General features: G+C 34.3%; 12 protein-coding genes. All 12 read right to left on the reverse strand.

Annotated features, from left to right (window positions below):
* The 12 genes from NBE98_RS20785 to NBE98_RS20840 all read right to left on the reverse strand — a co-directional run bounded on the left by NBE98_RS20785 (position 1) and on the right by NBE98_RS20840 (position 14,974).
* Positions 1-870 carry a carbohydrate ABC transporter permease gene (locus NBE98_RS20785; protein WP_250816915.1) on the reverse strand — a complete coding sequence of 290 codons (870 nt, stop codon included), beginning with the start codon at positions 868-870 and terminating at the stop codon, positions 1-3.
* A gap of 15 nt (positions 871-885) precedes the next feature.
* Positions 886-1,815 (reverse strand): ABC transporter permease subunit, encoded by a 930-nt coding sequence (locus tag NBE98_RS20790; RefSeq protein WP_250816916.1) that lies wholly within the window; start codon positions 1,813-1,815, stop codon positions 886-888.
* 168 nt (positions 1,816-1,983) lie between these two features.
* Positions 1,984-3,384, reverse strand: a complete 1,401-nt coding sequence (locus NBE98_RS20795; protein ID WP_250816917.1) for an ABC transporter substrate-binding protein — start codon at positions 3,382-3,384, stop codon at positions 1,984-1,986.
* 85 nt (positions 3,385-3,469) lie between these two features.
* On the reverse strand, positions 3,470-3,931 hold the full coding sequence (locus NBE98_RS20800) for a PTS sugar transporter subunit IIA (RefSeq protein WP_250816918.1): 462 nt from the start codon (positions 3,929-3,931) through the stop codon (positions 3,470-3,472).
* A 188-nt stretch (positions 3,932-4,119) separates the two neighbouring features.
* On the reverse strand, positions 4,120-4,884 hold the full coding sequence (locus tag NBE98_RS20805) for an endonuclease/exonuclease/phosphatase family protein (protein WP_250816919.1): 765 nt from the start codon (positions 4,882-4,884) through the stop codon (positions 4,120-4,122).
* A 59-nt stretch (positions 4,885-4,943) separates the two neighbouring features.
* Positions 4,944-8,075 carry an alpha-mannosidase gene (locus NBE98_RS20810; protein WP_250816920.1) on the reverse strand — a complete coding sequence of 1,044 codons (3,132 nt, stop codon included), beginning with the start codon at positions 8,073-8,075 and terminating at the stop codon, positions 4,944-4,946.
* Between the two features lie 343 nt (positions 8,076-8,418).
* On the reverse strand, positions 8,419-9,222 hold the full coding sequence (locus NBE98_RS20815) for a Cof-type HAD-IIB family hydrolase (protein WP_250816921.1): 804 nt from the start codon (positions 9,220-9,222) through the stop codon (positions 8,419-8,421).
* Positions 9,223-9,231: 9 nt separating this feature from the next.
* A complete protein-coding gene (locus NBE98_RS20820; protein WP_250816922.1) occupies positions 9,232-10,362 on the reverse strand; it encodes an ABC transporter ATP-binding protein in 1,131 nt (376 codons plus the stop codon).
* A gap of 4 nt (positions 10,363-10,366) precedes the next feature.
* A complete protein-coding gene (locus tag NBE98_RS20825; RefSeq protein ID WP_250816923.1) occupies positions 10,367-12,058 on the reverse strand; it encodes an ABC transporter permease in 1,692 nt (563 codons plus the stop codon).
* A gap of 68 nt (positions 12,059-12,126) precedes the next feature.
* The gene (locus NBE98_RS20830) at positions 12,127-13,197 is read right to left on the reverse strand and encodes an ABC transporter substrate-binding protein (protein ID WP_250816924.1); all 1,071 of its coding nucleotides are present in this window, start codon (positions 13,195-13,197) and stop codon (positions 12,127-12,129) included.
* A gap of 243 nt (positions 13,198-13,440) precedes the next feature.
* A complete protein-coding gene (locus NBE98_RS20835; RefSeq protein WP_250816925.1) occupies positions 13,441-14,319 on the reverse strand; it encodes a PfkB family carbohydrate kinase in 879 nt (292 codons plus the stop codon).
* 37 nt (positions 14,320-14,356) lie between these two features.
* Complete coding sequence (locus tag NBE98_RS20840) at positions 14,357-14,974, reverse strand: DUF47 domain-containing protein (protein ID WP_250816926.1); 618 nt, start codon at positions 14,972-14,974, stop codon at positions 14,357-14,359.
* Positions 14,975-14,992: the final 18 nt, after the last annotated feature.

Consider the following 14,992-nt stretch of genomic DNA (forward strand, 5'->3'; position numbering starts at 1 on the left):
TCACTCCTTTGAAGCTCCAATTGTCATTCCAGTTACAAGGAATTTTTGAGCAATTACATATAATAAGATTAAAGGTATTACAGAGATTACTATAGCAGCCATAATTGAGTTTGGAGCTATGAATTCTGTTCCTGATCTGCTTGAAGTATCAAAAACTAGAGACTTTAATACCATAGGAAGAGTATACTTTTCCTGTTTAGTTATTATTGTTACTGGAATCATCAAGCTGTTCCACTTGTTAACAAATTCTAAAAATGATATTGTTGCTAAACCTGGAACTGATAGCGGTAAATATATTTTCCAAAATATCGTGAATTCAGATGCATTATCAATTCTTGCAGATTCCGCTAAAGAACTAGGTACTGATAAGAAATAACTTCTCATAAGAAGTATACTAAATCCTGAAACCAGTCCATTTATTATTAATCCTGAGTAAGAGTTAATTAAACCTAACTGCTTGTTCAAAGCATAAATTGATATAAGCGTCAAATCACCTGGTATCATCATAGTAATCATTATTATGCTTGTCATAAATTTTTTAAAAGGCAGGTCTTGCTGAATAAGCACGTATCCCGCCATAGAAGAAAGAACTACTTGGATAAAGGTTCCTACTGCAGTTACATACAGAGAATTAAGAAACGGTTTCCAAAGCTGTACTCTGCTCCATATATCCTTATAGCCTTCAAAAGTAAAATTGTCTGGTATTAACCTGATTCCCGGCTGCATTGATCCTAATTTAGTTGATAAAGAAACAGATAAAACATTCAGCATAGGGATTATCATCGATATAAACAGGATTAAAAGAAATGCATAATTTAATCCCTTAGCAATTGGATTCATTTCATTATGAAATCTTTTCTTTTTTAACATTAAACGACACCCCCACTACACATAATTCTCATCATACTTAACAAGTTTTCTAACTGCAAAGGATATTACTAAAGTAGCAATTAATACGACCGTTGCAGCTGCTGTTGCCTTACCTACCTTAAACTGTGTTATACCCTCTGTGTATATATATAGTAGCAATGTCCTAACCTTATCCATTATGGTCGGATTACCCATTACGAACACTTGGTCAAAGTTTCTCAATAGTCCCATTGTTCCAAGCACAATAATAACCTTCATTGTTGGAATTAGCTGAGGAATTACTATCTTTATTATCTGTTTTACTCTTGAAGCGCCATCTATCTGAGCTGCTTCATATATACTTGGATCTATAGACACGATGCTGGCTAAGAATAGAACCGCATAGTATCCGAGAGCCTTCCAAGTCCCAGTTAAAATCATAATAGCTTGTGAAAACTTAGTATCGGCTAAAAATTGTACTGAATCCTTCCCTGCCGATGATAGTATACTGTTGATCAAACCATTTGAAGACAGTACAAAAATCCACATACCACCTACAACAGTCCATGAGAATAAGTTTGGAAGATAGGTTACTGTTTGAATAGTTGATTTAGATAATTTGTTTTTAATTTCGTTTATTCCTATTGCAAGTAGTATAGATAAAATAAATGCCAGCACTTGCGTTCCAATACCAATGATTAACGAATTTTGAAAAGCTTGTTTAAATTGATAGTCCTTTATAACTTCTTGATAATTTGCCGCTCCTATAAACTCTGGTGCTCCTATAAGCTTATTTTTTTGAAGACTTTGAATTATACCTAATAGCAAGGGATAGTAAGAGAAAACTATAAAGTATAATAAGACAGGCAGCATCATAATATATATGGTTTTGTATTTTTTTATTTGTCTAAAGGTATTTCTGTTAAACGTACTATTGTAGGCAGCTTTCTTTTTTGTATTCAACATATTATCCCCCCTGGTAATACTTATCCGCACATAATCATTATCAATGATTACGCCCCGGTTACTCCTTATGCGCACATAATGAGTATTAGTCATTACGTACTTGGTATTAATACAATCTTTTTATTTTATAAACCACAAGAGGAGAAATACTCCTCTTGTGGTTTACTATTAATCTATTACACCTGCTTGTTTAAGTTCTGCTCTCATTGCTGCTAAACCGTCTTTTGTGCTCACATCGCCTTTTACTATCTTAGCTGCATGCTTAGCAAAAACTTCTTGGAATTTTGGAGTTTCTGGGAGAGCTGCTTCTATTGATGCATACTCTAAATATTTCATAGCATCTTCAAATCCAGGATTCCATCCTATTGGGTGTTTAAAAGTAGAGCTGATTGGAACTGGTGCACCATGGTCTGAAGCATGCTTCTTTCCTGTTTCAGTTAAAACATATTTACCATTTTCTTTGTTGTAGTCATTTCCTTCAATACCAACAGATAAAAGTTCTCCACCTTCTTGGGTTGCAAAGAATTCAAGAAGCTTTACAGCACCATCAGTGTTTGGAGCATTTGCTGGAACTCCCCATAGAGAAGCCGCACCTCTAGTTAACATGTATTTTCCATTTGGAGATTTAACACCTGGCAAAGGAACTGATTTATATTCATTAGGGTATTTTGCTCCAGCATTAACATTATACAATCCTGTCCAAGCTGCCCAGTCAACAATAACCCCTGATTTTCCTGACTGGTACTTGTTTCTTAACTCTTTTGTTGTATCAATTAAAGCATCTTTATCCATTAACCCTTCTGCATACAATTTTCTCATCCAATCCCATACTGGAGCGGATTCATCAGTTGCCCATGGAACTGTTTTCTTTCCATCTTTTACAACTATTCCTCCCTTTAATCCAACTGAGGAAAACCAAGGCTGAAGATCATAAACCTTTACAATTGACGTATTAAATGCATAGAAGTCTTTTGCCTTTTCTCCATTGTCATTGTATTCTTTAAGCTTTTTAAGTACCTGATAATATCCATCAAGTGTTGGCTCTATCTTTGATACATCAATTCCTGCCTTTTGAGCTATAACCGAATTTACGTTTACCACTCTATGAACCTCTTTTTTGTTAAAGCCTGCATATATCTTTCCATCTATTTTTATAGCATCCCATTCAGATTGTGGTATATTGCTAGTATCAGATAGAACCTTTGAGTTTTTAACATTTTGAGTTATGTCCTTAACTGCTCCTTGCTGAACAAGGTATGGCAGCTTATCTTGCCCAAAATAGATTAAGTCATATTTTTCTCCTGCCTGAAGCTTCTGCATCATAACATTGTCATAATCTGAAGCTGGCTTGTCAATTGTGATTTGAAGTCCTGTTGCTTTTTCCATTTTTTCTTCAAACAGCTTCATTTCTGCATCATCCTTACCACCTGTTACAGCAGTAAGGATTCTTACTTCCTTATTTTCTGTTTTAGGTGCAGCTGATTGTTGAGGCTTGCTGCAACCAGCCAGTACTGAGATGGAGGTAACTAATGTAGCTGTTACCAAAGCTAAAAGCTTTTTGTTTTTCATAATAATAATTCCCCCTTTTAAATTTTACGTTTTATGTTAATTTAAATAAGCACAAATATATCGTTTACACAAATAAGTTTAGTTACTACTCACATAATAAAGCTATTATTTCCTTAGCTGTTGTTGCCTGCAAAAGCTTCTTAACTGTAGCATCATCTGATAAGGAAACTGCTATGCTTGAAATAGTTCTTAGATGTGCTTCTTCTTCATCTTCCTTTTTTACAGATATCAGAAAAACCATTTTAACCGGCTTCTTATCATAGGCTTGCCAATCTATTTCATCTATTAGCCTGCCAATTGCAATACTTGTATGTTTTACCCCTTTTGATTTACCATGTGGTATAGCAACACCGCTTCCTATAGCTGTGGAGCAATACTTTTCTCTTTCTAAAACATCATTTATATAAATTTCTTTTGACACTAATTTATCATTTTCATATAATACATCAGCTAGGCGCTCTATAGCTTCTTCTTTTGTAGAGGCATATAAATTTAAAATGATAAGTTTTTCATCTAAAACTATCTGCAAGTCTGTGTATAGTTCCACTATTCCATCACCTCATTGTGCAGTAGAAAAGTTAATTCTATCTGATATATTTATAATATCATACAACTTATTGTATAAATATTTATAAAACTTCCACATATAATGTTGAAGTTTTTGATGCTAGTTTATACTTTAACAATAATAAAAAGGATTACTTCTTCATATTTCAGTAATCCTGTCTACAAACGTTATTTAATAAGCGCATATATTCCCCTATGGTCTGAAATCGATGATTCATTATTTCCATCGAATTTAAGGGTGTATTCATATGCCCCAATTATGTTAGTAAATACATAGTCTATATGTATTCCTTCGCCATTTTCATCAAAGGCTGTTGCTAAATGCTCCTTGTTAGTTGCTCTAGAAACATCCTTCCAATTGGTTTGTTCCATCAGCTTATAAGCCTCTGATTTATAGTCAATATTGAAATCTCCAGCAACTATTAAGTTCTCATCTTTATCCTTCATCCAATCCAGAAACCTCGCAAATTGGTTTTCAAATCTTTCCTTACCATCATATTCCCAAGCAAAGTGAACTGAAAAAACATTGTAGCTTACTCCATCCTTTTCAATGCAACCATATACATTTTTTCTGCATCGCCACTCCTCATCAGCAGTTAAGTCAGACACATACCTGCTTTCTCTCTCCAGTATTTTATGAGGTGTTAAAATTGCAACCCCTTCTTCAATTAGTCCGTCCAGAGTTTTAGCTTTATCCCAAAACAAATTATAGTTTAAGTTGAATTCTTCTTGAAGTATCAACTTTATCACATAAGCCGCATTATCGATTCTAACCTTGTCAAAAATTATGCTTGTATATCTAAGTTGATTAACCTCCTGTAAGCAGACGATATCATAATTATTATAGGCTATATCTTTTGCAAGTTTGTAAAAAGCCCAATAAGTTCTAGGTTCAAAATAAGAATGCATATTTAAGGTTAATACTTTCAGCATTTTTACCTCCTAATAATCTCAGAGCCTCTTCACATATAACCATCAACAGAGGCTTTATCTTAAAATAACTTAATGAATATAGTTTTGATTTCATAAGGTTTAATAATAAACTGTATATTAGACTCTCTAAGTTCTGATAAAGGTTCTTCCATTAAATTTACTTCCTGCCATGAGTTAAAATTAAATTTACCACTTAACTTCACCATAGAGCGGCAACCTTTATATTCATGAAGCCTAACTATAATTGCATCATCATCTTCAGCTTTTTTAACTGCATCAATAATAACATTATCAGTATTTAATGACAGCATGCTATCAATTTTGGTATTAAGCATGCCTTTAAAAGCTTTTAATTCATCATTTAGCTTCAATCCTTCCTTCTCTACCTCAGAATGTCTAAAATCGCCTTTATGAGGAAGCAGTGAGTATGTGAATAAATGCTCACCTTGATCAGCATTAGGGTCAGGATGAATTGCTGACTTTATTAAAGTTAATCTCATTTGGTTATTTTTGACATCATAGCCATATTTGCAATTATTGAGCAGTGCAACACCATAGTCGCCTTCTGAAACATCTGCCCATTTATGTCCTACAACCTCAAACTTTGCTAAATCCCAGCTGGTATTCCAATGAGTTGTTCTTTCGATGTTTCCAAACTGTATATCATAAGTGGCCTTTGTGGCTCTAGCCTCAACTGTAAAACCTACCTTTAAAAGCTGCTGATGCTCATGCCAGTCTGCTTTAGTTTTAAAGTCGATTCTTCTTGTGTGTCTGAAAAAAATAATATCCTGTTCTATTAAGGACTTCTTATACTTCCATTTTGCATTAACAACAAGCCTTATGCTGTTTATTTCCTTAAGCTCAAGAGATATTAATTCATCTAAATAATGAACTTTGTTGTTATAAAAGATATCAATATCCCAAGCATCAAAATTAAGAGGTCTATCCTCATAAACTTCAAGAATATTGCTAGTTCCAGCCAAAATCTCTCTTTCGTTTTCCTTATCATAAATGGAGTCAATATTGCCCTTATTAAAAACAACTGTATAGAAAGGTGTTTCAATAGTATTGTTCTTAAAGCTGAATATATCATTTCCTTTTTTTGTACCCTTATCACCAATTTTTATTGTTTTATATCCTAGAGAAGGCACATTGTTAATTTTTATAATATATCCTTCCTCTGTTTTTTGAGACTCTAGTTCTGTTCCATCCAGTTCATAAAAAGCCGCTTCTCTGTCTAAACTTATTATTACTAGGTCAGTTCTATCGAAGCTTAATGGATTAAAAACTGTATAATAACCTTCAGCCTCTAAGGCTAAGCTACTGATAGTACTAGTTATTATATCCTCTGCAAGTGTGTCTGCTTCCTTATACTCTTCTCTAGCATCCTCGTAAACCTCTGTTATAGAGCTTCCAGGTATGATGTCATGAAACTGATTTCGGAGTATAATTTTCCAGCCATCATTTAAAGTTTCTTGTTCATATGGGCTAAAATTATTTTTTTCTATAGCATTTAACACAGATAACATTTCAGCAAACCTATACTTATTTTCCAGCTCTCTATTCTTTTTCTTAACATAGCCTTGCGAAGTATAGGTACCTCTATGATACTCAAGATAGAGCTCTCCGTCCCAAACCTGAACATATTTACCTGTATTATCGAAGGCTTTATGAAGCTTATTAGCAAATTCAGATACTTTTTCTTGTTTAACCTTAGGCAATCCAGGAATTGCCTGCAGAGCCTCATAGGTTTCAAGCATATTTCTATCCACACCGCCGCCACCGTCGCCATATCCAAAAGGAACTATCTGTCCTTTGTACACTTCCTTGTTTGTATATCTTTCCCAGGTGCTTTTAATTGTGAAGGGTGTAATATGTCCGTTATAAGTAGAATGATGCTTTGACTGCCAATCCTGCTGAAACTCCTGAAGTTCTGGAGTGTCAATAAAATGTGTTAATATTTCACTGCCATCCATACCTCTCCAGTAAAATGTATCATATGGCATCTTGTTGTATTTGTTCCAACTGATTTTAGAAGTAATAAAGGTTTTAATGCCAGACTTTATAAGTATTTGTGGCAGTGTCCATGAGTATCCGAAAACGTCTGGTAGCCATAATATATCACTTTCAATATTAAATTCTTTCTTAAAAAATCTCTTTCCAAATAAAATTTGCCTAACAAGGCTCTCTCCGCTAGTCACATTGCAATCTGCCTCAACCCACATTCCCCCATTAGGTTCCCATCTGCCTTCAGCAATCTTTTCCTTTATTCTTTCATACAACTGCGGATAGTCAACCTTTATGAATTCATATAGCTGAGGCTGACTTTGTACAAAGGTATAGTCTGGATATAAGTCCATATATCTTAAAACTGTTGAAAAGGATCTTGCACACTTTTCTCTTGTGTGTTTTAATCTCCAAAGCCATGCTATATCAATGTGAGTATGGCCTACTGCTGAGATACAAACTAAGGATTTCTTTTCAAGCTTATCTAATTCTGTTTGCAAACTTTCATAAGCATTGTGCAAGCTATTGTAAAATTCATCCCTATAATCCTGCAGTGTCCAATCTATCAAATTGAAAGCTCCTTGAAGTATGCTAATAAGTTCAAGCTTATTTGCATCATCCTCTGGCAGTACTTTAATTGCTTCAATAGAAGTCTTAGCCAAATAATAAAATTTATCTACCTTAACCATTTCAGCTGCAAAGAGCTGCTTAAAAGCATGTTCTATTTCGCGAGGCTTACCGCCTCCCTCTAGACCAGACCATAGTTTTAAATAGATGTCTGTTTGGCATCCATTCAAATTTTGAGGAAGAATAATCTCCTTGTGATTTTGATCTACTCCTTGAAAAGGTGCACCATCTATAAAACACAAAGACTCGAAGCCTGAGTTATGCCACCCATCTGTAAATCCAAAATCTACAAACAAAATAAGCTTGTTGTTTTTGTTTTCCACTGAGTAATTATATGGTATCTTAACCCACAGATATTTATCTCGTCCTTTCCAATGCTCTCCTAATGAGCGTATGCTCCACTCCTGATTATTAGGAGGATATTTTGAAGTTTCCTCATGTTCACTGCAATAAAACTGATTTATTATATTTCTATTTAAATATCTAAAGGCTTCTAAATCTTGTATTTCCTTTGATAGCTTATCAATAGTAAAAAAGATTTTATTGTTCATATCCATTGCAGATATACCCCTTCACTCTATAATTTAAAACTTTAGCTGTTTTATACAACTACTATAAAATATTGTTCTTCTATTGAGCTTTCTCCAAGCACTGATATTATGCACTCTTCTAATGTAGTATTTTATTAAAATATCTTCTATATATCCTAAGGACTAAAACCGAATTTTGTTTGATTTATTTTAATATTAACATATAGGAACTTTATTAAAAATTTATAAAACTTCTACATATAATAATGAACTTTTTGAAAAAGATTCAAAATAAATATTTTGTGTTTAATTGATCTGAAAAACAAAAAAACATCACTTAAAATGCTATAACATTCTAAGTGATGTTTTTTTATGCTGTTTCACTAATAACCTTATTAATTACCTCTGCAACTCCATCTTCATCATTTGTTTTTGTAATACAATCAGCAGCTTCCTTAACATTATCATGTGCATTCTGAACTGCTACTCCAACTCCTGCAGCCTTTATCATAGAGATGTCATTTAAGTTATCTCCTATAGCTATAGTCTGCTCTATTGGAATACGTAATTTTTTAGCAAGCTCCCTTAAAGCATTTCCTTTAGAAGAACTACTAGGCAATATTTCTAAATAGTTGTACTCAGAAACTACATAATTAATAGGGCTATTACTTTTTTGTTTCAGTCTTTCAATATAGGGCAGGAAATAATCCGGACTTCCAATTATAAGTATCTTTGTTGGTCTGCCTTTTAAAAAGTCATAAAGACTGCCTACAGCTTCACAGCAGACTCCATCCTTTAGCATGTACTCTTCTATAACGGGAGTTATTTTACTCACATATATTTTCTTATTTTCATATAAGAGCACATCCCAGTCATAGCTTTCAGATAGCTTTAATGCATTTTTAGCCAACTCAACGTCAAGTAAATCTTCATATAAGATTATGTTGTTTTTTATATCAACTATTTTAGCACCATTATAAATAATTACTGGATTTAAAACCTCCAGATAATCTAAATATTTTTCTACAGATGCTTCCATTCTTCCTGTTGCAAAGGTAAAAACTCCACCTTTTTCAGTAAACCGCTTTATTAAAGCCTTCGTTCTTTGTGAAATTTTTCTATTACTATCTAAAAGTGTTCCATCCAAGTCAGACACAATCAGCTTATAGTCCATTCAATTCACCTACTCTTCATGTGCTGGAATAAGTCTTATGCAATCAAGCTGTAGCTGTATGCCCACGTTGTTTCCCTCGTCAAACATACCGGTAATCTGCGGATTTGTATTTTCTACAACAAGAATATTATCATTTATCTTTACCTCGTACTCAGCCTTTGCTCCATAATAGGTTGCTCTTGTAATAATTCCATTTATTACTTCCTTACTCTTGGAAAGAGAAATAGCTTCAGGTCTTATAACCATTACAGTTCTTTCTCCTGATTTAAATAAAATCTTTCCCGGATTTGGCAGTCTTATAGGGTTGTCGCCAACCCTAACAATAATTTCACGGCCTTCTACTCCAGCTACTACTCCTTCAATAAAGTTAGACTTGCCCATAAAATTAGCAACAAATTTTGAGTTTGGATGCTCATATATTTCTCTTGGTGGTCCGCTTTGAACAATGTTTCCATTGTTCATAATTACTACATTATCTGATATTGCCATTGCTTCAGACTGATCGTGAGTTACATATATGCTTGTTATACCAAGTCTTTGTTGGAGCTTTCTTAACTCATCTCTCATATATTCTCTAAGCTTTGCATCTAAATTTGATAAAGGTTCATCAAAAAGAAGCACCTTTGGTTCAATAACAACGGCTCTAGCTAACGCTATTCTCTGCTGCTGACCGCCGGATACCTGAGCAGGATACCTTGACTCCATTCCTCTAAGCTGCATTAAGTCGATTACTGTATCAGTTCTCTTCTTAATTTCCTCCTTGGAAAGCTTTTTGATTTTTAGACCATAGGCTATATTTTCATAAATAGTAAGATGGGGGAATAAAGCATAGCTTTGGAACATCATTGCTATGTCTCTTTTATTTGGAGGAACATTAACTACAGACTGCTCTCCTAAAAGTATATCTCCCGAGGTTGGAAACTCAAAGCCCGCTACCATTCTAAGGGTAGTAGTTTTTCCGCAGCCCGAAGGACCTAATAGAGTTGTCAGCTGTCCCTGCTTTATTTCTAAAGATATATTATTGACTGCTATAAATTCTGATGAACCATCAAAGGTTTTAAATTTTTTCACAAGCTCTTTAAGCTTTACACTTGTACTTCTTGAACTAAAGGTTCTATCTGTAATAATTTTTCTTTCCATCTATTTATCCTCCCTGGTATTCCTTATGTTTCCGTCCAAGCTTAGCTACTAACAAGTTTAATACTCCTATAGCTGTCATAATTACTGTAATCATAATTATTATATAGGCGGCAGCATCACTGAACTTGCTCACTTCAAACAATGAAAATATTTTAGCAGTTGCCAGATTCCATTTTGCTGAAATTAAGAATATTATTGAACTTACAGCTGTCATTGAACGCACAAAGGCAAATACTAAACCCGAGAAAAATGCTTGCTTTATTAGAGGAAGCGTTATTTTTCTAAAGGTTTCAAAGCTACTAGCCCCTAAGTTAGTTGATGCTTCTTCAATAGATTTATCTATCTGTTGAAGCGCAGAGGTTCCTGCTTCTATTCCAACGGGCATATTTCTAAATGTCAAAGCAATTACTAATATTGCTAGTGTTCCCGTAAGCAAAAACGGCTTGTCATTGAAGGCCAGTATGTACCCTATACCTACTACTGTGCCTGGCAATGCAAAGGTAAGCATTGAGGAGAACTCCATAAAATGCTTTCCTATAAATTCTTTTCTTATAACCAGATAGGCTATTATCATACCTAATATTCCTGTTACAGGTGTTACTATTGCTGCTATAAAAATAGAATTTTTTAGAGGCTCCCATCCTAAAGAAAATACGTATCTAAAATGGTCTAACGTTATGGTATTGTTAATCCCCCATACTTTTACAAAGGCTCCAAAAAGAACTGTACCATAGAACAATATAATGATTCCTGTAAGCATCAGGCAAACTATAAATAACGGAATAACTATATGCTTTTCACTTATCTTAGGTCTGTGTTGTGAAGGCTTTCCTGTGACAGTTACAAAGGATTTTCCGCTTATCCAATATTTTTGCAGAAGGTAAGCTATAAGCGTTGGAAGAAGTAACAATATAGCAAGAACTGCTCCACTCTTTAATTCGTACATGCCAGTAATAACCCTGTAAGCCTCCACCGCTAAGGTCGAATAGTTTCCTCCAATAACGGCAGGATTGCTGAAATCTTCTAGGGATTGGATAAAAACTAAAAGCACTGCACTTACTATGCCCGGCATAGATAGTGGAAGTGTTACCGACCTAAATATCTGCCATCTTGATGCTCCAAGATTTAAAGCAGCATCCTCAACTGCAGGGTCAATAGCTTCAAGTATTCCTGTGAGAGTCAAATAAGCAATAGGAAAAAAGGACATTACTTGAATAACTATCAGGCTATTCAAGCCATATATATTAAAATCATCTATACCAAATAGTTTGTTTGTTATAACACCCATTCTTCCAAACAGAAAAATCATTGAAAGCGAAAGTACGAAGGGAGGTGATATTATTGGCAGCGTGGCTATCATCTTAAAAAAGCCTTTAAAAGGTATGTTTGTCCTAGTGATAGCATAAGCAAATATATATCCAATAATGCTTGCTAAAGCTGCTGTTATAACTCCAAGCTTCATGCTATTCATAAATGTCTTTCTAAAGCTTACCTTACTTACTATGTCCCAAAAGGTCTGCAAGCTAAATTCCCCTTCATTAGTAGTAAAGCTTAAAACTAGAACCTTGAATAACGGAAATAAGACAAATATAAAAATAGCTGCAAATATGCTTAGAATTGTCAAAAGCAATACTGGTTCCTTAAATATCATTATTAAATTACTTACCCCTGTGTTTCTTTTTATTTTCCCATCCAACTGTTTGTCCTCCTTTCTTAAAACATTTTAGTTTGACATTAAACTGTCAAACTAAAATATTTAACTTTTTATTTTAGATTGTTTGCATCAGCAATTTTCTGTGTAAAGGTTTCAACAAGTTTTTTTCTATTGTCTCCAGCCCATTCAAACTTGTAGTCAATAACTTTAATATTTTCAAGCTTTATCGCTCCCTTTGGAGGAGTTGCATTCTTGTTTACAGGAAGCCTAAAGGATTTTGAAGTTTCATATAACTCTTGAGCTTCCTTGCTAAGCGACCAGTCAATGAATTTCTTTGCATTATTTACCTCATCTTTTGGTCCGCCTTTTATAAGAGCCACTGCACCAATTTCATAACCTGTTCCATCTTTTGGAAACACCACTTCAACTGGATAACCTTCTGCTGTTGGCTTTAAGCAATCATGGGAATGAGCAATGCCAATAGCTGCCTCACCAAGCCCAACCTGTTGTGCAGGTGCAGATCCTGATTTAGTATATTGTCTTATATTAGCATTAAGCTTTTTAAAATACTCCATTCCTTGATCTTCACCCTTCATTTGAATTAAAGTAGCTAAAGCTGTATAAGAGGTTCCCGAAGAGCTTGGGTGAGCTATAGATATTTGACCTTTAAATTCTGGTTTCAATAAATCGTCCCAAGTTTCTGGATACTTCAAGTTATTCTTTTGGAACCAATTCTTATTTACAGCAAAGCCTAGAGCTCCAACATACACTGGACTCCAGTTGTTATCTTTATCTTTAAAATTGGCTGGTATATTTGTCAGTTCCTTTGACTCATATTTTTCCAATAATCCTTCTTTCACTGCTGCTATAAAAGTATCATTAGGTCCGCCATACCATAAGCTTGCCTTAGGATTATTCTTCTCTGCCTGGAGCTTTGCAAAAACTTCACCTGCTGATAATCTAACTACATTAACCTTAATTCCAGTAGCCTTTTCAAAGGCATTTGTGTATGTAGGATATTCAGAATCAGGAAAAGAACAATACATAGTTAATGTCTTGCTATCGCTACCTGCTGTTGAAGCATTGTTGTTACTCGACGACTGGGGCTTGCTGCAGCCAGCTAACATAGAAACTGTAATTATAGATATTATGCCTGCAATTAAAGCTGATCTTTTTTTCATTTTCTAATCCCCCTTAAAATTTACTATTTTCAATATTTGTAACCGGTTTCATTCGTGCCTTGAAATATCTACTCTTTTACGCACCCCCAACTTTACCTTTCATTTTTAACTATTTGAAGACCATCAATTATTCCTTATTAAAGTATATTAATTTAATACTCATATATACCTGATAAAGAATTAAAATTTCCTCTTCAATAGGAAAATAAATGAGAGGTTTCCCTCTCAATATTTTAAAACTTATTAATAAAACTGCTTTATATACTCCTCAATATCTTTTCTAGTGCCCTTAAAAGGCCCTGGGGTCTCCATCTTAGCCGATACCAGAGCTGCAGCGTATATCAAAGCTTTTTCAATGCCTTCCTTCAACCTTTCAGTTATATAAGCACTAAAGCAGGTATCTCCTCTTCCAGTTCTGCCTGAAAGGTTTCTTGGCTTAAGTGGAGCTGTATAATAATTCTTACCGTTATATACTAACACCTCGGTATTATGAGTAATCATGATTTCCTTTGCCCCATAGCCATATAAAACTCTCGCTGCTTCTCTTCTATCTTGACACCCCGTCATTATTTCTGCTTCAGCCGCATCGGTTTTTAAAAAATCTATATGTGGAAGGTATTTCTTTTTATTACTCCAGTCTCTAAATACCATTTTTCCATTTTCAGCATTTCTTAAAAACCCTTGAACATCTAGTGCCACTAAGCCTCTGGTTGATAAAGCTTCAATCATGTTTTCTTTGAATTCGCCGGCAATTAAACCTGCAAAATGGTATATTTTTGAGTCTATATCTGGCAAGTCTTCCATAGTGAAAGGCTCTGCAATCGAAAGCGCAGTACATATTCTTCGTTCCTTATCCTTAGATAAATATTCATTCCTTATAGAGGTTGTGCCCTTTGAACCAGTAGAGTAAATGTCAGCTTTAGAAACATTAAAATTTCTTAATAAATCAATATGCTCCTCAGCAACCTTTGTCAGCACTCCTACCTTACTGCCTCCTGCTTTAGCAGCATAGGAGGAATATATTACTGCTCCTCCAATACTTTTCTCATAAGTCCCTTCATATATTATTTCATCTATTGATATGTGCCCCATTATAAAAGTGTCGTAATGTATGTTAACCATATTTCCCCCCACCAAATAAATTACTTAACTATTCATATTACCCCATCTTAACAACTATGTGACCGATTACATCAGCAGCGTAATCTATCTTATCAGCTAAGTTGCTAAGATGCCTATAGACTTCTCTCATCTTTAAAATATATTTCACATCATCATTTTCTAAAAGCTTAACGAGGCACTTTCTATATTCTGTTTCAATCTTATTCTCGACTTTTTTTGCAGTTACAGCATGTTCAGCTGAAACTCTCGGATTATTTTTTAAATATACAATTGAATAATTTATATCTTCTGAAGCCTCCAGTATAAGACCTACCATGCTTCTTGTTTCGTCTGTAGGCTGAAGGCCAAGTATTTGCATTTCCTCATAAGTGCTTCTACTATAGTCAAGCATATCATCAATTGACCTTGAGAGAATAAAAATGTCTTCTCTTTCAAAGGGTGTAATAAAGGTTTTATTGAGTTCATCTATAAGTATTCTTCTGAGCTCATCTCCTTCTTTTTCGTAGATAACAAGCTTTTCTCCATCTTCATCAAGTCCTGTTTTCATATAAAGCTTAAGTTGTTTAATTCCCTCCAAGGTCTTTTCTGACTGTGCAGATAATAGCTTATAAAAGTCTCTCTCTAGATTGTTAACATTATTAAATAGTCTTACCATCTATCTTCCCCCTCTATA

The organism is Clostridium swellfunianum (genome assembly GCF_023656515.1).
GTDB lineage: Bacteria > Bacillota > Clostridia > Clostridiales > Clostridiaceae > Clostridium_AT > Clostridium_AT swellfunianum.

Coding starts and splice junctions, on each gene's coding strand:
- NBE98_RS20785 (WP_250816915.1), bottom strand. CDS start 870: ATGTTAAAAAAGAAAAGATTTCATAATGAAATGAATCCAATTGCTAAG.
- NBE98_RS20790 (WP_250816916.1), bottom strand. CDS start 1,815: ATGTTGAATACAAAAAAGAAAGCTGCCTACAATAGTACGTTTAACAGA.
- NBE98_RS20795 (WP_250816917.1), bottom strand. CDS start 3,384: ATGAAAAACAAAAAGCTTTTAGCTTTGGTAACAGCTACATTAGTTACC.
- NBE98_RS20805 (WP_250816919.1), bottom strand. CDS start 4,884: ATGCTGAAAGTATTAACCTTAAATATGCATTCTTATTTTGAACCTAGA.
- NBE98_RS20810 (WP_250816920.1), bottom strand. CDS start 8,075: ATGGATATGAACAATAAAATCTTTTTTACTATTGATAAGCTATCAAAG.
- NBE98_RS20815 (WP_250816921.1), bottom strand. CDS start 9,222: ATGGACTATAAGCTGATTGTGTCTGACTTGGATGGAACACTTTTAGAT.
- NBE98_RS20820 (WP_250816922.1), bottom strand. CDS start 10,362: ATGGAAAGAAAAATTATTACAGATAGAACCTTTAGTTCAAGAAGTACA.
- NBE98_RS20830 (WP_250816924.1), bottom strand. CDS start 13,197: ATGAAAAAAAGATCAGCTTTAATTGCAGGCATAATATCTATAATTACA.
- NBE98_RS20835 (WP_250816925.1), bottom strand. CDS start 14,319: ATGGTTAACATACATTACGACACTTTTATAATGGGGCACATATCAATA.
- NBE98_RS20840 (WP_250816926.1), bottom strand. CDS start 14,974: ATGGTAAGACTATTTAATAATGTTAACAATCTAGAGAGAGACTTTTAT.